The organism is Kitasatospora sp. NPDC091335 (assembly GCF_044757205.1).
In the GTDB taxonomy this organism is placed as follows: Bacteria; Actinomycetota; Actinomycetes; order Streptomycetales; family Streptomycetaceae; genus Kitasatospora.
On the sequence record NZ_JBIVUM010000014.1, the window covers coordinates 1 to 18,295 of the forward strand.

11 protein-coding genes, 1 tRNA gene and 1 pseudogene are annotated in these 18,295 nt (G+C 74.8%); 7 read left to right on the forward strand and 6 right to left on the reverse strand.

Translation table 11 applies throughout. The annotated features are described in order from the left end of the window. Positions 1-414: 414 nt before the first annotated feature. Together ACIQOW_RS26370 and ACIQOW_RS26375 are read right to left on the reverse strand one after the other, a co-directional pair. Positions 415-1,716 (reverse strand): annotated as a pseudogene (locus ACIQOW_RS26370) (PP2C family protein-serine/threonine phosphatase); the annotation flags it as partial. Between the two features lie 194 nt (positions 1,717-1,910). After that, complete coding sequence (locus ACIQOW_RS26375) at positions 1,911-3,296, reverse strand: NAD(P)/FAD-dependent oxidoreductase (protein WP_401089269.1); 1,386 nt, start codon at positions 3,294-3,296, stop codon at positions 1,911-1,913. Positions 3,297-3,916: 620 nt separating this feature from the next. Between ACIQOW_RS26375 and ACIQOW_RS26380 the strand changes: the two genes are divergently transcribed. Together ACIQOW_RS26380 and ACIQOW_RS26385 are read left to right on the forward strand one after the other, a co-directional pair. Then, positions 3,917-4,726 carry a TetR/AcrR family transcriptional regulator gene (locus ACIQOW_RS26380; RefSeq protein WP_401088912.1) on the forward strand — a complete coding sequence of 270 codons (810 nt, stop codon included), beginning with the start codon at positions 3,917-3,919 and terminating at the stop codon, positions 4,724-4,726. A gap of 504 nt (positions 4,727-5,230) precedes the next feature. Beyond that, a complete protein-coding gene (locus ACIQOW_RS26385) occupies positions 5,231-7,321 on the forward strand; it encodes a sigma-70 family RNA polymerase sigma factor (RefSeq protein WP_401088914.1) in 2,091 nt (696 codons plus the stop codon). 164 nt (positions 7,322-7,485) lie between these two features. Here the strand turns inward: ACIQOW_RS26385 and ACIQOW_RS26390 are convergent, their stop codons facing one another. The 3 genes from ACIQOW_RS26390 to ACIQOW_RS26400 form a co-directional block, all read right to left on the reverse strand. Beyond that, on the reverse strand, positions 7,486-8,190 hold the full coding sequence (locus ACIQOW_RS26390) for a DsbA family oxidoreductase (protein WP_401088916.1): 705 nt from the start codon (positions 8,188-8,190) through the stop codon (positions 7,486-7,488). A 139-nt stretch (positions 8,191-8,329) separates the two neighbouring features. After that, complete coding sequence (locus ACIQOW_RS26395; protein ID WP_401088918.1) at positions 8,330-8,851, reverse strand: universal stress protein; 522 nt, start codon at positions 8,849-8,851, stop codon at positions 8,330-8,332. Positions 8,852-8,985: 134 nt separating this feature from the next. Continuing rightward, positions 8,986-11,118 (reverse strand): asparagine synthase-related protein, encoded by a 2,133-nt coding sequence (locus ACIQOW_RS26400; protein WP_401088920.1) that lies wholly within the window; start codon positions 11,116-11,118, stop codon positions 8,986-8,988. Between the two features lie 826 nt (positions 11,119-11,944). Between ACIQOW_RS26400 and ACIQOW_RS26405 the strand changes: the two genes are divergently transcribed. Further along, positions 11,945-13,372: an MFS transporter gene (locus tag ACIQOW_RS26405; protein WP_188297284.1), complete on the forward strand. Its 1,428-nt coding sequence runs from the start codon at positions 11,945-11,947 to the stop codon at positions 13,370-13,372. A 200-nt stretch (positions 13,373-13,572) separates the two neighbouring features. Here ACIQOW_RS26405 and ACIQOW_RS26410 read toward each other — a convergent pair whose 3' ends face one another. Further along, positions 13,573-14,430 (reverse strand): endonuclease VII domain-containing protein, encoded by an 858-nt coding sequence (locus ACIQOW_RS26410; protein WP_401088923.1) that lies wholly within the window; start codon positions 14,428-14,430, stop codon positions 13,573-13,575. A gap of 349 nt (positions 14,431-14,779) precedes the next feature. Between ACIQOW_RS26410 and trmB the strand changes: the two genes are divergently transcribed. From trmB to ACIQOW_RS26430, 4 genes are all read left to right on the forward strand, one after another. Beyond that, entirely contained in the window at positions 14,780-15,565 is a 786-nt protein-coding gene (gene trmB, locus ACIQOW_RS26415; protein WP_401089271.1) for a tRNA (guanosine(46)-N7)-methyltransferase TrmB, read from the forward strand. 115 nt (positions 15,566-15,680) lie between these two features. Further along, positions 15,681-17,105 carry a PrsW family intramembrane metalloprotease gene (locus tag ACIQOW_RS26420; protein WP_401088925.1) on the forward strand — a complete coding sequence of 475 codons (1,425 nt, stop codon included), beginning with the start codon at positions 15,681-15,683 and terminating at the stop codon, positions 17,103-17,105. A 50-nt stretch (positions 17,106-17,155) separates the two neighbouring features. Continuing rightward, positions 17,156-17,229 (forward strand) — tRNA-Met (locus tag ACIQOW_RS26425). Positions 17,230-17,420: 191 nt separating this feature from the next. Continuing rightward, entirely contained in the window at positions 17,421-18,194 is a 774-nt protein-coding gene (locus ACIQOW_RS26430; protein ID WP_401088927.1) for a hypothetical protein, read from the forward strand. Positions 18,195-18,295: the final 101 nt, after the last annotated feature.

The window sequence follows — 18,295 nt, forward strand, 5'->3', positions numbered from 1 at the left end:
TTTGGCACGCTGTTGAGTTCTCAAGGAACGGACGCTTCCTTCGGACTGCCTTCCAGCAGGCCCTCCGGGCTTCGTTCTTTCGTGTTTCCAGCTTACCAGATGTTTTCCGCTCCGTTTCCGGGGCTTCGTTCATCCAACTCGCCGGTGTCTTCGGGGCTTTGACACCCTGTCCGACGTTTCAAACTCTAGCCGATCCCCGCTCCGAAAAGCGAATCCGACCGCAATCCGATAAAATGCGCACGCCGAATAAGCCCCAGGCCGTCACGCGGAAAAGCGAAACGACCGGCACGAACCGGAAGTGGTGATTCAAAGGATTGGCCACCCGGGGGCCGTCCGCGCAAACGCGTGTCCGGTGCTCCCTGCCAGGCAACTCGAAGAACTCTAGACCTCTGGGGTGGCCGGGTCAAGCGGCGCAAGCGGATTTTCGGCGCCCTCCTCCGCCGGCAGCTGGAAGGCCAGGACGGCGACGTCGTCGTCGTGCTCGGAGGTCACGCCCATCGCCCGGAGCAGCCGGGCGCAGATCACCTCGGGGGCGCCGATCGCGCCGGTCAGGGTGCGGGCCAGGAGGTCGAGGCCTTGGTCGATGTCCTCGTCGCGGCGCTCGACCAGTCCGTCGGTATAGAGGACGCCGGTCGTTCCGGGGAGCAGGCGCAGGGTGTGGGAGACGTGGGTGCCGCCGCCGGTGCCGAGCGGCGGGCCGTTCTGCTCCTCGCTGCGCAGGATGGTGCCGTCCGGGCAGCGCAGCAGCATCGGGAGGTGTCCGGCGGAGGCGTAGGAGAGGGTGCGGCGCCGCGGGTCCCAGACGGCGTAGGTGCAGGTGGCGATCTGGTTGGCGTCGATCTCCATGGCGAGGCCGTCGAGCAGGCGCATGACCTCGTGCGGGGGCAGGTCGAGGCGGGCGTAGGCGCGGACGGCGGTGCGCAGCTGGCCCATGACGGCGGCGGCGCGCAGGCCTCGGCCCATCACGTCGCCGATGACCAGGGCGGTGCGTCCGCCGTCGATGGCGATGACGTCGTACCAGTCGCCGCCGACCGCGGCCTCGGCGCCGCCCGGCTGGTAGGTGGCGGCGACCCGCAGGTCGGCCGGCTGGTCGAGCTTCTGCGGGAGCAGGCTGCGCTGGAGGGTGACGGCGGCCTCGCGCTGCCGGCGTTCGGCTTCGCGCAGCCGGGCCGCGGCGAGCACCTGGTCGGTGACCTCGGCGGCGAAGACCAGCACTCCGGCGGGCGGGCCCTCGGCCGGGGCGTCGCGGTTCTCGCCGGTTCCGAGCGGGACGCAGGAGACGTTGTAGTAGCGGTTGCCGGTGAGGCCGAGGATGCAGCGGGCCTTGACGCTGCGCGGGCGGCCGCCGCGGATGACCTGGTCCATCAGGGGCAGGACGCCCATGGTGCCGAGTTCGGGGAGCGCCTCGCCGGCGGGCAGGCCGGTGGGGCGCTCGCCGAACAGTTCGCGGTAGGCGCGGTTGGCGTAGCCGAGCTGGTGGTGCGGGCCGTAGGTGACGGCGACCGGCGCGGGGATGCGGTTGAGGACCTCGCGCAGGTGCTGCGGCTTGTGCGGGTCGAGGAGCTCGGCGGTGGCGGTGGGGCCGCTCGGGTCACGGGGGCTGGGCACGACGACGCCGTCGGGGCAGGGCGTGCCGTCTCCGGGGCCGGTCCCGTTGGCCGGGACGGCACGCCAGGGGACTCCGGTGAGCCGGGCGCTCCAACGCATGAGGTTCAAACGACGCCCGCTTCCTCGTTTTCCAGGCATATCATCACTTTTTGTGTACGCGAAAGCACACGGGGTAATGACCAGGTCGGGCTGATCCTGTCAGGCGGAGGCCCGGTTCCGGAAGTCGCGCGCCCGGCGTGGCCGCCCGATCCACCACCCGATCCGCCGTCCGATCGACCACGGGCCCGGGTCGGCGGGTGCGGTCACCCGGGGGCATCCGGTCCGGCGTCGGTCTGCCGTCCGGACTTCGGATCGAACCCGCCCTCGAAGGCCGAGCGCGGGTGCTCCATCGCTCCCAGCGAGACCACTTCTCGGGAGAACACCCCGCCGAGCACCCAGTCCATCAGCACCCGGACCCGGCGCTCCGCGCTCGGCAGCCGTCGCAGGTGCCTGGCCCGGTGCAGCCACCAGGCCCGCCGGCCGGTCAGCTTCCCGCCCCGCCGGGTGTGCGCGACGGCCCGGCGCGGGCCGAGCGAGGTCGAGCAGGCGGCGGGCCCCGGCCGGTAGGCCGCCAGGCCCGGGGCGTGCGGCCCGCCGTCCAGGGCGACCACGACGTTGCGGGCGAGCAGCTCGGCCTGGGCGAAGGCGTGCTGGGCGTTGGGGGCGCAGGGGGCGCCGTCCGCGTTCGGATCCGGTACGGCGGCGCAGTCGCCGGCCGCCCAGACGCCGGGCAGGGCGCGGCCGTCCGGTCCGACGGCCTGGAGGGTCGCCAGACATCGGACCCGGCCGAGGGTGTCCAGCGGCAGGTCGGTCTCGCGCAGCAGGGGGGCCGGCCGGACACCCGCCGTCCAGACCAGGGTGCGGGCACCGAAGCGGCTGCCGTCGGAGAGCGCCACGACCCGGTCGGCCGCGGACTCCAGGGTGGTGCCCAGCCGGATCTCGACGCCGCGTTCGCGCAGTTCGCCGAGGGTGTGCTCGGCGAGCTCGGGCGACTCCTCGGCGAGGATCCGGTCGGTCGCCTCGACCAGGACCCAGCGCAGGTCCTCGGGACGGACGTTGTGGTAGGTGCGCACGGCGGCGCGGGCCATGTCCTCCAGTTCGGCGAGCGCGCCGACGCCCGCGTAGCCGGCGCCGACGAAGACGAAGGTGAGCGCGGCCTCGCGCAGCGCGGGGTCGCGGGTCGCGGAGGCGAGGTCGAGCTGCTCCAGGACGTGGTTGCGCAGGCCCACCGCCTCCCCGACGGTGGAGAAGCCCAGGCCGTGCTCGGCGAGGCCGGGCACCGGTGCCGTCCGGGAGACCGAGCCCGGGGCCACCACGAGGACGTCGTAGGGCAGTTCGACAGGCGCGGGGGGTTCGCCCGGGCCGGCGGCGTCGGCGAGCGCCCGGCGGGCGGCGTGTTCGATCCGGGTGATCCTGGCGGTGAGCACCCGGCAGTCCGGCAGGACCCGGCGCAGCGGGACGACCACGTGTCTCGGGTCGATCGAGCCGGCCGCCACCTCGGCCAGCAGCGGGTGGTAGGTGAAGTAGGCCTGGGGTTCGACGACGGTGATCTCCGCCTCGCCGCGCCGCAGCCGTTCCCGCAGGGCGCGCTGGAGGTGGAGTGCGGCGGCCGTTCCGGCGCAGCCGCCGCCGGCGATCAGGATCCTGATGGTGCGCCTCCTGCCGATGTGACGTTTCGCCCCGGCCCCGCGGCCGGGGGTGTCCCCCCGTTCACGCCCCCTATGAAGTACCGGCGGGGGGCGTCTTGTCCACAGTCCGTACGGTGCTGGTTGCGACCCGAGTGGCCACCGGGGCCAGATGTGCTTGCCGGGCGACTTTCTGACGCACTTTCGGCCGCGAAGAGTGGTGAACTATGGTCGGATTGTGTACCGGGGCGGCCGTCGCCATGACAATCGGCGGCGACGCACCGTGGAGCGGCCATTACGGCCAGTTCCAGCGTTGGCGTGAGAACCCGACTGGGGGACAGTCATCCGGGGAAGGGTAGTTCCCGGACAGGGCCCCGGACGGTGCCGACGCGCCGAGCCGGACGTGGACCCGGCACGGCGGCACGAACCGTGGTCACCGGAACGGGACGGGCGGCACGAGCGATGGTTCATCGGGTCATTTCTGACGGGCTGAGCTGCACCGGGGGGTGCAGGGGCGGGCGACGACAGGGTCCGGTTTCGGACGCCTGCGGGGGAGAGTTGGGATGATGGAGCAGGAGCAGGTGTTGGGGCGGGTAGGTGCACCGCAGGCCGGACCGGGCATGGTTCCCGAGCAGCGTGGTCCGGTGGATCTGCCGCCACAGGGCGGATCGGGACAGGCCGCGATGGCGCGGGCCCCCGTGCCGTACCGGGCCGAGCCGGCGCCGGCCGCCGTGCCGGTGCCCGGGGCCCGGCTGCGGGTGGACGCCCGGCGGAACCTGGAGAGCGTGCTGCGGGCGGCCCGCGAGGTGTTCGGCGAGTTCGGCTACGGCGCGCCGATGGAGGAGGTCGCACGCCGGGCCGGGGTCGGGGTCGGCACGGTCTACCGACGCTTCCCGAGCAAGGAGGTGCTGGTCCAGCGGATCGCCGCCGAGGAGGTGGCGTGGCTGACCGCGCAGGCCCGGGAGTCGCTGTACGGCGGCGACGGAGCCTGGGAGGCGCTGGCCGGCTACCTGGCCCGCGCGGTGAGCAGCGGCGCCGGGCGGCTGCTGCCGCCGGAGGCGTTCCGGTACGCGGAGGAACTGGGCCGGGTGCCCGAGCAGCGGGCGCCGGAACCACCCGCGGCCGTCCGCTTCGACCTGCGCGGCGAGGAGGCCCGTTCCGGCGGGGTGGTCGAGCCGTCGGCGGCGGACGCCGATCCCCGGCTGCTGCTCCAGTTACTGGCCGCCCTGGTGGCGCGGGCCGGTGCGGCGGGCGAACTGCGGCCGGGCGTCACGGTGTCGGACGTGGTGCTGGTGCTGACCGCCTCGGTGCCGGTGCACGCGACCCGTGCCTCGGTCTCCGCACCGGCGGCCGGCGGTTTCTCGCCGATTTCTCCGCAGACGGACGGCCAGCCGGCCGCCGGACCCGCGGACCGGCTGCTGGAGATCCTGCTGGACGGCCTGCGGGCGCGCTGACGCCCGGCGGCCGGCCGGGCGTCACCCGCGACGGACACGGGAGTTGGAGGGATGACCGGCGCGCGGCCCGAGTGCGCGCGCCGGGTGTGGGAGTCGCACACCCCGTCGCCGCACGCTGGGCGAACGCACCCGCGACGGCCCCACGGAGGAGGGACGGCGGCCGGTCCGGCTACCGTCGGTCCCTGCGCTATGCCATCCTTTGCCCGTGGTTGGAGTCAATGTCCCGATGCGCGCCCTTCGCGCGCCGTCGGCGCCGTACGTCGGGGAACCGTGCGCCTACGCACTCCCGCGCGCCCTGCCACACTACGGGGGCTGTCGTGGAATCTGGGGTCCGTTGTGAGCGCCGAGGAACAGAACGACTACGGGTACGGGCTCGACTTCGGAGGCTTCTCCGGTAGTACGGCCGGGGGGTCCGCCGCGGGCCCCGGTGGTACCGGCGGTGCGGGCCAAGTGCCGGGCGCCGCCGCGGGTCCGACCGCCGGTCACGTCCCCGACCAGGCCGGGATGCCCAGCCGCGAGTCGCTCTCCGCCTCCGGCGCCGCGCTGCCGCCGGGCCGGGTGCCCGGGCAGGCCCCCGCGGGCCTCGGCGGCGTCGCCCCCGAAGCGTTCGTCGGCGAACCTTTCCCCGGCCGGACCGCCCGGCCGACCGTGCCCGCACCCGCCGACCCGGTGGACGGCGAGCGCCCCGCCTCCGACGCCGAGTTGACCGCCAGGGTGCGGGCCGGCGACGACACCGCGTACGAGGAGATCTACCGTCGGCACGCCGACTCGGTGCGCCGCTACGCGCGCACCTGCTGCCGGGACAACTTCACCGCCGAGGACCTCGCCGGCGAGGTGTTCGCCCGCACCCTCCAGGCGCTGCGGGCGGGCAAGGGGCCCGAGTTCGCCGTCCGCGCGTACCTGCTGACCGCCGTGCGCAACGTCGCCGCCGCCTGGCACCGCAGTGAGCGGCGCGAGCAACTCGTGGACGACTTCGCCGTGTTCGCGCAGACCTCGGCCGCCGTGGTCGACTTCGACCTGGCCGACCCGGGCGCCGACGCCTGGGCGATGGCGATGGCCGACCAGCGGATGGTCATGCAGGCCTACGCCGAACTGCCCGAGGACGACCGGGTGGTGCTCTGGCACACCGAGGTCGAGCGGGAGTCGCCGAAGACCGTCGCGGTGATGCTCGGCAAGACCGCCAACGCCACCGCCGTCCAGGCCCACCGGGCCCGTGACCGGCTCGCGGCCGCGTTCCTCCAGGCGCACGTCTCGGGCAGCCAGGAGAGCGGGTGCGAGGCGTACGCCAACCGGCTCGGGGCGTACGCGCGCGGCTCGCTGCGCAAGCGGGCCTCGGCGGAGGTCGGCCGGCACCTCCAGGAGTGCGACCGCTGCACGGCGGCCTGCCTGGAACTGACCGAGATCAACACCGGGCTGCGCGCCCTGCTGCCCGGCGGGGTGCTCGTCTGGATCGGCGTCGGCGGGTTCGGCGCCGCCGCGGCCGCCGTGGGCGGTGTCGCCGCGGCCGGCGGTGCGGCCGCCGCGGGCACGGCCGCCGCGTCCTCCGGGACCTCGGGCGCCGCCGCGGGTGCGGCCGCCGCCGGGTCGGCCGGTGCGGCCTCCGGCGGGAGCGGGGCCGGCGCGGCCGCGGCCGGCGAGGGACTGGGCACCGCGGCCAAGGCCGGGATCGCCGCCGCGATCGCGGTGGCGGCGGCCGCCGTCGCCGCGTACGCGCTCACCGGCTCGCCCGAGCCGAAGCCCCCGGCGGCCGCTCCGCCGGTCACCAGCGCCCCGGCCGTCCCCGCCCCGGCGCCGCCCGCGACCGCGGCTGCGGCCGCGCCCGCTCCTGCTCCCGCGCCCGCCGATGCCCCCGCCCCGGCGCCCGGCGCCGCCGAGCCGGCTCCGGCGGCACCCGCGACGAGCCCCGGCGCCAAGCCGGCCGACAAGCCCGCCCCGGCGCCCCCGTCCGCCGCCACCCGGGCACCGGAGGAACCCACGACGCCCGCGTCCGGCACCCCGAAGGCGCCGAAGCCGACCACCGCTCCCCCGGTCGTGCCCGTGCCCACCCTGCCGCCGCTGCCCACGCCCGACGTGCCGGTCATCCCGACGCCCACCGTGCCGCCGGTGCCGACCCCGACCTTCACCCAGCCCTCGCCGCCCGCGCCCACGGACTTCTGGGGCAACTCGCTGCCCGTGCTCAAGCCCGGCAACAACCGGGTGCCGCCGCCGGAGCCGAGCATCCGGCAGAAGGGCAGCGACGCGTTCTGGCAGCGTGACGGCGGCTGGATCGGCGGCGACTACCACCAGCACGCGATCACCGTGCACGCCCCGGCGACCACCCTGATCGACCTCAACCGCACCTGTACGTCCTTCGACGCGGTGGCCGGGGTGGACGACGCCACGCTGTCGCCGGGCGGGGTCGTCTTCTCCGTCCAGGGCGGCGACGGCACCACGCTGTGGCGTTCCCGTCCGCTGGCCGTCGGCGACGAGGCGGTGCCGGTGCACGTGCCGCTGGCCGGGCAGAAGTCGGTCAAGCTGGTGGTCGCCCCGGTCAACGGGATCTGGTCGGCGCTGAACGTCGCGAACTGGGCCCAGGCCCGCTTCCGCTGCTCGTGACGAGGGCCCGCGCCGGGCGGTCGTGACGGGCGGTCGTGACGGGCGGTCGTGACGGGCGGTCGTGACGGGCGGTCGTGACGGGCGGTCGTGACGGAGGCCCGCTCCAGGGGTCCTGGAGCGGGCCTCGGGTCCGCGGCGATCCGGGCGGGGGCCGCCCGGGGACGTCAGATGGCGCAGGAGCCGTCCGCGCAGGCCTCCCCGGCCGGGGCGACCTGCACCGGGACGGGGCGGCGCTCGCCGATCTCGGTGGCGACCTGCTCCAGCACCTTGCGGAAGGTCGCGGCGTCCTGACCGCCCTGGACGGCCCACTTGCCCTCGAAGACGAAGGTCGGCACGGCGCTGATGCCCAGCTCCCGGCCCTCGGCCAGCTGGGCGTCGACCTCGGCGGTGCCCTCGTCGCCCGCCAGGTAGCCGGTCACCCGGTCCCGGTCCAGGCCGGCCGACACGGCGACGTCGGTCAGCGCGGCCCGGTCGCCGACGTCCACGCCGTCGGTGAAGTGCGCCTTCAGCAGTGCCTCCTTCAGCCGGCCCTGGACGGCGGGGCCGTACTCCGTCTCGGCGAGGTGCAGCAGGCGGTGGCCCAGGAAGGTGTTGGCGTGCAGCGCGGCGTCGAAGTCGTAGCTGATGCCCTCGGCGCGGCCCAGCTCGGCCACCTGCGCGTCCATCGCCACCGACTGCGGGCCGTAGCGCTCGGCCAGCCAGGCACGGTGCGGGCTCGCCGTCTCCGGGGCGTCCGGGACCAACTGGTGCGGACGGTAGACGACCTCGACCTGCTCCTTGCCTGCGAAGTCCGCGAGGGCCTGCTCGAAGCGGCGCTTGCCGATGTAGCACCAGGGGCAGGCGATGTCGGACCAGATCTCGACCTTCATGCGGATGGCTCCAGGGGACGTCTTGTGGGATGCGGACAAGATGGGTGAACGATGAACCATCTCGGTACATTCCCGGCACCTCATGGGCGTCCCGGCCGGTCAGGCCCCGGACGGGCCGGTCAGACCCCAGGCGGGCCGGTCAGGCCCCGGACGGCGCGGGGACCACCAGCACCGGGCAGGCCGCGTGGTGCACCACCGCCGAACTCACCGAACCCAGCAGCAGCCGGGCGAAGCCGCCGTTGCCCCTGGTGCCGATCACCAGCGTGTGCTGCCGGGTCGCCGCCTCCAGGAGCACCTCGATCACGTTGCCCAGCACCACGTGCAGCGACAGCTCCCCCGCGTACGGCACCGGGCGCTGGCGCTGGACGACGGCCACCGAGCGGCGCAGCCCGTCCGCCATGCTCTCGACCAGCGTCTCCACGCTCTCCTGCACCAGTTCCGCCATCCCCGGCGGGTAGCCGGCCGGCGCCGGGTTGACCACGGCGAGCACGTACAGCGGCAGCCCGAACAGCCCGGCCTCCGTCATCGCCCGGTCCAGCGCCCACAGCGACCCGTCCGACCCGTCGCACGCCACCAGCACCCCCGGCACCCGCCCGGCGGGCGGACGCCCGAGCACGGACAGCACGACCGGCACCTCCCTCCCCGCGCTCCCACCGGCCACCGCACGTCCTCCTCACCCCGGATGCACAACCCCGCCATCATCACCGGCCCCCCGATCCGGAACCGGCAACCGCGCCGCAGGGAGGAGGCGGCCGGAGAGGCGGGCGGCCGGAGAGGCAGCGGGCCCGGACCGGGTCAGGGGCTGAGGGCGGGCTGCCGCGGACCGGGCAGGCCGGTCCAGCAGGCGCCGTGGCGGCGGGCGCGGACGCGGCGGAGCCAGAGTTCGGTGGCGACGAGGTCGGCGAGGCCCGCGAGGGCGAACGGCGAGAGGGCGGAGGGGTCCGCGGAGCGGGCGAGGCCGGCCCGGACGGCGGTCAGGTCGATGAGGCCGGCTTCGGCGAGCAGGGGGGCGTCGAAGAGTTCGGCGAGGCCGTCGGCGGCGAGGCGCAGGCCGGCCCTGGCGGGGGTGGTGCGGTCGGGGCGGGGGGTGCGGCCCCAGTCGGAGGGCAGGTCGGTGCGGCTGGCGCCGGTGAGGACGGCGCGCAGGAGGGCGTGCCGGGCGCCGGGCTGGAGGCGGACGTCGTCGGGCAGCAGCCGGGCGGCCCGCACCACCTGGTTGTCGAGGAAGGGCGCGTGCAGCCGCTGGCCCGGCTGTTCGGCGGCGTGCACGAGCGTGCGGAAGGAGCGCGCCTGCCGGTAGAGGGCGTGCCGGGCCCGATGTGCGCCCGGATGCTCCTCGGGCGCCGGCTTGCGCGCCGCCAGGCGGAGCCGCAGGGCCACCGCGGAGAGCGCCTCGTCGGAGAGCCAGCGGGCGGCCGGGCCCGGCACGCACCAGGCGAGGTCGGCGGCCGAGCGGGCCCCCGCGGTACCGACGCCGTCCGGGACGTGGCGGGCGGTCAGCTTGGCGGCAGCCTCGTCCAGCGCCTCGGCGTAGCGGACCCGGGAGAGCCGGTGGGCGGCCCGGAGCACGGTGAGCGGGGTGCGCAGCGCTCCGGTGAGGACGCCCGCGGCCGCCCGGTCGGCACCGGCCAACGCGGCGACCGGGGGCAGCAGTTCACGCGTCCGGCCGGCCCGGATCAGGTCGGCGAGCCTGGCCGGGTGGCCGTCCAGGACCTGCCGGGCGCCGTAGCCGGTGAGGTGGTCGGTGCCGCCGGCGTCGAAGCGGGCCTCGGCGCGGGCGGCGGCGACGAGTTCGGGCCCCGGCTCGTCGGTGAGCCGGCCGGCCTGCGGGTCGGCGCCGGGGCCGGCGTAGGGGAGGGTGTCGGGGCCGGGGTCGAGCACGGTGTGCCGCAGCCGCGGAGTGTCGGGGGCGAGCGCGAGGCCGGCCGGGGGGTCGGTCTCGCCGAGCGTGACGGCGGCCAGCTGTTCGGGGGCGGCGGGCCCCTGAACGGCGGCGCGGGCCCAGGAGCCCTTGACCGCGCCGCTCCTGGCCCCGGCGGTGGCCACCCGGGCCGCCGCGGTGGCCGAGGGCAACGGTGGCAGCGGTACGGCGGCGGCGAGCAGCGCGACGGTCGCGGAGGCCGTCCCGTACGAGAGGTCGACGCCGAGCCTGGCCCGCCCCGCGGCGTCGAGGGGCGGGGCGGTGGTGCGGACCCGGGAGCGGACGGACTCCAGCAGCGCGCGGGTGAGTTCGCGGACGGCGGGCGCCTCGTCGCGCGGCTGCTCGGCGCCGGCCGGGTCGTCGTAGCCGGACAGGTACGGACGTCCGCCGCGGACGGCGAGCAGGTGGCCGGGCGGCACCTGCTGGACACCGAGGTACGGGGTGCCGGTGCCGAGCGCCTCGGGGGACTCGGGGCAGGCGAGCCGGGCGGCGAGGTGGCCGGTGTCCAGCGGGGCGCCGACCAGGTCGGCCAGTGGCAGGGCGGCGGTGGCGTACGCGGTGCCGCCGGCCCACGGGGTGTGGAAGACCGGCCGGGCGCCGGCGAGGTCGGTGAGCAGCAGGGTGGAGCGGGTGCCGGAGCGCAGCACCACGGTGTAGCTGCCGGGCCAGGCGGTGAGGTGGCGGACGGCGCCGCCGCGGGCGGCGGCGAGGCCCGCGGCGAGTTCGGCGTCGGTGGCGCCGCAGTGGCCGAGGACGGCGAGCCTGGAGGTGGCGGGGGTGTCCTCGGCCTGGTCGGGGGTGGTGGGCCCGGTGCTGACCACGGCGGCGGCACCGGGGCGGAGGGTGACCAGGCGGATCTCCCCCGGGCGCCAGTCGCCCACGGCCCAGAGCGGGTCGGGCCCGGTCCACAGGGGGCGCGCGGCGATCGGCGTGACCGTGCCGAGCACCTCGTGTGCCGGAGTGCCCGCGCTCGGCGCACCCGTGCACCAGCCCGTCAGCCACCGCATCGTGCCTCCACCGGACGAGGACCTGCATCCGTGCGGCACGTTCGCCGCCCGCCGGGCGGCCGGGTGGTGTGCCGTGGCGGCCCGGGCGCGTCCCGACGTGCCCCCGCAGCCCGACGCGCCGTCAGGAGACATCGTGCCATCGCCGGACGCCGCCGTGGCCGGTGTTGCGGGTTCCGCCTCCGTTCGAACCGATCGCGCGACGGCCGTGCCGTCCCCCACGCGGCGTTGCCGCGGCCGTACGGGCCGGAGCGGGCGCGCTCCGCGGCGCCGGGCGGCTCCGCCGGCCGATCACTTCGGGCGGGCAAGTCGGGTGCACCGGCCGGGAGTTCGGATCGTCCTGCGGTTGCGGGGTCGGGCGGGCCGGACCTCCCCCTCCCCGGCCCGGACCGCCCGCGAACACCTTTGTCATGGGCATCGCGAGATGGCCGAAAGGCGTCGCCCAGCCCGGGAGGGCATCCGCATGCCCTCCCGGACTTCACCGCCGCCCGCGGGGATGGAGACGGCGGCTTCCCCCGGCCTGCCGGGTCCTCGACGGCAGGCCGGCCCACGACCACCAGCGAATCGCCGACCAGCCGGTCGGGCCAGGGGGCACGGCCGGGCGCACGTGAACACGGGACCGGAGCACGAGGCTCCGGCGCGCGGCGCGGGCGGCCGGATCCGAGTGGTCCGGACCAACTCCCGTGCGACACCGCCGAGTGCACGATCCCGCCATCCGGAATGCGACCTCTTAACCGTCGGAACGCGTCCGACTACTCTAGGTGCAGCAGCTACGGCCCGGTGCCGCCCGGGCCCCGCGCACAAGGCCGCAGGAGGTGCCGCCGCCACCATGACCGTCAGCCCACGAGGACCGAACGAACGGCTCGGCACGCTCCTGACCCTCGCCCAGATCAGCAACGCCGGACTGGCCCGCCGGGTCAACGACCTCGGCGCCCAGCGCGGACTGACGCTGCGGTACGACAAGACCTCGGTGGCCCGCTGGGTCAGCAAGGGCATGGTCCCGCAGGGGCCGGTCCCGCACCTGATCGCCACCGCGATCGGCGGCAAGCTCGGCCGGCCCGTCCCGCTGGAGGAGATCGGCCTGGGTGACACCGACCCGGCGCCCGAACTCGGCCTGGCCTTCCCGCGCGAGGTCGCCGACGCGGTCCGCTCCGCGACCGACCTGTGGCGGATCGACCTCGACCTGCGCCGCGGCCCCGGCGGCGGCCGCTGGAGCGACAGCCTGGCCGGCACCTTCTCGGTCGCCGCCTACGCGACCCCCGTCTCCCGCTGGCTGATCACCCCCGCGGACGGCTCGGTGGCCCGCGAGGTGCCGCGCTCCCCCACCGACACCTCCTCCTACCGGGTCGGCCACTCGGACGCCGCAAAGCTCCGCGAGGCGGCCCAGGAGGCGCGCCGCTGGGATTCCAAGTACGGCGGCGGGGACTGGCGTTCGTCGATGGTGCCGGAGTGCCTGCGGGTGGAGGCGGCACCGCTGCTGCTCGCCTCGTACAGCGACGCGGTCGGCCGGGCGCTGTTCGGCGCGACGGCCGAACTGACCAGGCTGGCCGGGTGGATGGCCTTCGACACCGGGCAGCACGAGGCCGCCCAGCGCTACTACATCCAGGCGCTGCGGCTCGCCAGGGCCGCCGCCGACGTGCCGCTCGGCGGCTACGTGCTGGCCTCGATGAGCCTCCAGGCCGGCTACCGGGGCTTCGCCGAGGAGGCGGTCGACCTCGCGCAGGCCGCGCTGGAGCGCAACCGGGGCCTGGCCACCGCCCGCACCATGAGCTTCTTCCACCTGGTGGAGGCCCGGGCCCAGGCCAAGGCCCGCAACGCGGCGGCGTGTGCGACGGCGCTCGGTGCGGCGGAGAGCGCGCTCGAACGGGCACGCGCCGGGGATCCCGATCCGGCGTGGATCGACTTCTACGCCTACGACCGGCTCGCCGCCGACGCCGCCGAGTGCTTCCGCGACCTCGGAGTGCCCTCCAAGGTCCGGCAGTTCACCCGCGAGGCGCTGGCCACACCCACCGAGGGCTACGTCCGCTCGCACGGCCTGCGGCTGGTGGTCTCGGCGATGGCCGAGGCGGAGGCGGGCAACCTGGACGCCGCGGTCGCCGCCGGCGAACGCGCCGTCGAGGTGGCCGGCCGGATCTCCTCGCAGCGGAGCCGGGAGTACGTGGTGGAGATGCTGCGGCGGCTGGAGCCGTTCCAGGGTGAGCGCCGGGTGCGGGAGCTGACCGAGCGGGCCCGGGCGGTGATCGTCGCCCCGGCGTGAACGCCGGGGCGAGCAGCGGGCCGTACGGCAGGACGTCGCGGCGGTGCTGCGCCGCGCCGTCGAGCCCGGCGAGCTGCTCGCCCACTGGACCTCGCGGTACGGCCGGGCGCTGCCCAGCCGCTCAATCGCGGCGTCACGGACGCCATCGCGCGCCGGTACGGCGCCCGTTCGCTGCTCGAATACGACACCGCGGGCAAGGGCTACCGCTCCGGCGCTTCTGGCGTCGATGCACCCGGCTCCTGATATTGCGAAACCCTGGGCAGTGCGCGCCGTTCCGTCACCCGCCGGGTTGCCGGCAGCGCCGTCCCGCACCCGACCGGCCGGTCACCTGCCGCCGACCGCGCACGATCCAGGTAGCTTGCAGCAGCTCGAAGCCGTTCAGCCTCGTCGGCGAAGAGACCGAGTGCCGTGTTGCAATTCGAGCAGAGCAATCCACGCGTCGCCCCGGTCGCGTGACAGTGGTCCACCACGAACCGGCTGGCGAAGGCCGTACGGCAGATCGCACACCGCCGCCCCTGTGACTCCCACAGCGCACCGATCTCCGCACGATCCAAGCCGTACTTCCGGGCCCAGATGCGGGCTCGCTCGGCGCCTCGGCATCGCCAACTTCGCTTTTCAGAGGCGAACTTCCGCTGTTCGATTCGCTCACGGATATCTATGGGGCCGCACACCGAACACAGGGCCGTCCGACTCGCCTCGTCTATCTCCGTGAGACAGTGCCTGTTCCGGATGTTCGCCGCGAGCAGATCTGCCAGTTCCGGCGAACTGTACCGACACTTGGGCGAGCAGAATCGCTTGTTGGACGACGGGTAGGCATCGAACGTGGCATCACACTCGATCCCCTTACACACCCGGCTCTGCTTGCTCGACTCCCGAATCGGCCGACGGCCACTCCCAGGCCGCCTGATCCGCACACCGATCCCGCGGAGTGCACTGATCACGGGCTTGTAGGTTTCGAGCCCGCATTCTGTTGCCAGACTTTGCGCAGACTCCCCGCTTTCATAGCGCCGACGGACTTCATCGAACGAGATCTGCCACGGAGTTCGAGGTCGTCCCATACAGGCGATTACGCTGTCGCCGGCTCCGTCGGCTCTGGGATTCGCAACAAGTCATACCGGAGCAATGCGCGAGGCGGCTCAACACCGTTCGGCGCCCCGGACGGACGCCCGCTGGTCCTGGGAGGAGTAGCGGCGGCGCCGGCCGGGGGCCGCCGCCGGGAAGGAGCCACCACAGAGGGGGACTCCTTCCTTCGTCCTCCTCGCGGCCTGGCGGTGGCGGCCCGCAGGGCCCCGCCGGGGCCCGGATGAGCCCGGTCACAGGCCCGGCCGGAGCGCCCCGACAGCCCCGTAGACTCGGGTGATTGTGACTGCCACCGCCCCGATCCCCCAGCCCTCGCCGTCCGCCCGGATGTCCGCCGCGCCGGCCGCCTACCCCGCGCCGATGTACCCGCACAAGGCCACCGAGGCCCAGCACCGCGAGCGCCGCATCCGCAGCTTCCAGCCGCGCCGGGGCCGGATGACCAACGCCCAGGCGAGCGCCCTGGACCGGAGCTGGGAGACCTACGGCATCCCGATCGACGGCACCCCGCTGGACCTGCCGGAGCTGTTCGGCGGGCTGCCGGTGACCCTGGAGATCGGCTTCGGCATGGGCGAGACCACCGCCGCGATGGCCGCCGCCGACCCGGCCATGGGCATCCTCGCCGCCGACGTGCACACCCCGGGCCACGGGAACCTGCTCGGCCTGCTGGAGCGCGACGGTTCCCGGAACGTCAGGACCGCCGCCGGCGACGCGGTGATCCTGCTGCGCGACATGCTCCCGGACGCCTCGCTGGCCGGTCTGCGGGTCTACTTCGCCGACCCGTGGCCCAAGCCCAAGCACCACAAGCGCCGGCTGGTCCAGCCCGCCTTCCTCGACCTGGTGCTCCCCCGGCTCGCCCCCGGCGCCCTGGTGCACTGCGCCACCGACTGGGAGCCGTACGCGGAGCAGATGCTGGCCGTGCTGTCCGCCTCGCCCGAGCTGGAGAACCTGCACCCCGAGGGGGACGGGACCGGCTGGACGGAGCCCGCGGACCACCCGGACGGCAGCATCCCCGGCTACGCCCCGAGGCCGGACTGGCGTCCGGTCACCAAGTTCGAACGGGCCGGGATCGCCAAGGGCCACGTCGTCCACGACCTGCTGTTCCGCCGCCGCTGACCCACCGGCGCCGTTCGAACAGGCGGCCGCGCGGCAGCCGTACGGGCGGGGAGGGGCCGGACGGTTCGTCCCGAGTCCTCCCGGCGGGCCGCCGCGGTGGCCTACCCTGTGCCGCATGGGCAGCCCGTCCGGCGGCGGGTCCGGGACGAACGGCCGGACGACCGGTCGAGCCGCCGCCGACGCAGCGGAGGCGGTCCCGAGCACCGGCGGCACCCGGACCATCCCGGGGCCCCGGAGGCGCCGGGCCCACCGGCTGCTGCCCCGGCCCGCCCCCGCCCTGCCGGTCTTAGCCGAGGCACCCACGGCCGTCCCGGCCGCCGCGGCCCCGGCCGCCGCTCCCGCCCCGGTCACCGCCACCCCCGGGGCCCCGCCGGGCCGCAACCGTTCGGTGGCACTCTCATCCGTCACCGCGACCGCCGTGCTGACCCTGATCGGCTGCGGGGTGCTGATCCTCCACCTGGTCCAGCGGCAGACCGGCACGGTCGGGCTGCTGGTCGGCCTGGGCCTGGCGATGGTGCCGCTGCCGTTCGTGCTCGGCGGCCTGGCCTGGCTCAACCTCACCGCCAGGGTCCCGCTGCGGCACACCGTGTTCTGCCTCGGCTGGGGTGCCTGCGCCGCCACCACCGTCGCCATCCTGGCCAACAACTGGACGGCGAGCTACCTGACCCGGCACCGGGGACCGTTCGGCGAGCTGCTGGGCGCCGGGATCGCCACCCCGGTGATCGAGGAGACCGCCAAGGCCACCGCCCTGCTGGTGCTCCTGCTCCCGCTCGGCCAGCGGCTGCGCTGCCACGGCCGCCGCACCGGGCGCCCCTGCGCGCCGCTGCTGCGCCGGCTGCCCGCGCCCCGCAGCCCCCGCCCGTACCCGCGCCACCCGGTCGGGCCGCACGCCCGCGGCCGGCTGCGGCTGCGCCCGTACCTGCGGCCGCTGCCCTACCTGCGGCCGGCCCCACCCGCCGGTGGCCCGCCGCACCACCGCTCCCGGCCCCGCACCCTGGCCGCCGGGGTGGTGCTCGGCGGGATGACCGCCTGCGGCTTCGCGTTCACCGAGAACGCCCTCTACCTGGGCCGGGCCTTCACCAGCGACCAGCGGCAGCGGCTGGACAGCATCGGCCTCGGCGACCCGCCCAGCCTGCGCGACTTCGACAGCACCGTGCAGACCTTCGTCCTGCGCGCCCTGCTCTCCCCCTTCGCCCACCCGCTGTTCACCGCGCTCACCGGGATCGGCCTGGCCGTCGCCCTCACCACCGCGCGGCGCTGGCTGGCCCGGCTGGCCGTGCCCGCCGGGCTGCTGATGGCGATGACCCTGCACGGCACCTGGAACGCCGCCGCCGACCTCGGCACGGACGGCTTCCTGGTGGTCTACGGGGCGCTGATGGTGCCCTGCTTCGCCGCGCTGGTCTGCTTCGCGGCCTGGGCGAGGTCCCGCGCGTCCCGGCACCCCCCGCCCGGCCGGCGGCAGGCGGAGGGACGGGCGGAGGGACGGGCGGAGGGACGGGCCCGGGGACGCGCTTCCCGGCAGCCCGCCGAGGGCGTCTGAGGAACCGATTTCCCATCTCGGCGACTTCCCCGTATTGTTGTGTTCACCGACGCGGGGTGGAGCAGCTCGGTAGCTCGCTGGGCTCATAACCCAGAGGTCGCAGGTTCAAATCCTGTCCCCGCTACTCAGTAGCCGAAAGGCCCGGAGGATTCTTCCTCCGGGCCTTTCGCGTTCCCAGGTACGGGCAGGGCACGGTCCTGCCACGAACCTGTAACGGCGGCCTGTCCCGTAATCCCCTGTCAGCGGCCTGAACCATACTGAGGAAAAATTCATCCGATTGGGGGCGGCTCGACCACCCCGGACAGGAAGCACCACATGTTGTCGAAGCGACTGGTCAGTACCACCGCGCTCTGCCTCGTCCTGGCAGCCGGCACCGCCGCGTGCGGCAGCTCCACGAGCGACGGCAAGGCCGGCTCCGCGCAGAAGCTCGACACCGACAAGCTCAGCGCCCAGGACATCTCGAAGCAGGCCAAGGAAGCCCTGGCCTCCGCGGGCTCCCTCAAGATGGTCGGCAACATCAGCAGCGACGAGGGCAAGATGGAGCTGAACCTGACCCTCGACAACAAGAGCCAGTGCACCGGCAGCATGTCGATGCCGGGCATGGGCAAGTTCGACATCATCAGCGACGGCAAGACCTCGTACGTCAAGCCGGACACCGCCTTCTGGACCAACATGGGCGGCCCGAACGGCGCCAAGGCCGCCGAGCTGTTCAAGGGCCGCTACCTGACCGGCTTCGAGAACGACCCGTCGATGGGCTCCCTCATCAGCGTCTGCAACCTCGCCGAGTTCAGCAAGAAGATCACCGAGGACAAGAGCAGCAGCGACAAGGTCGAGAAGGGCTCCGCCGGCAACGTCAACGGCGTGAAGACCTTCAGCCTGAAGTCCACCGACTCCGACGGCGAGACCTCGACCATCCACGTCGCCACCGAGGGCAAGCCCTACCCGGTGCGGATCGAGCACACCGGCGCCAAGGACGGCAACGGCCAGATCGACTTCACCGACTTCGACAAGCCGCTGACCATCCAGGTCCCGCCGGCCGACAGCACGATCGACTTCACCAAGTTCCAGGACCAGCTCAAGACCGCCTGAGCGGCGGACGCGGGTACCGCGGAATAATCCGTTGCCCTCCCCCGGGTGCGCTGCCTACGCTGGCAGCACACTGAAGGGAGGTGATCCTGAGTTGAGTTCCA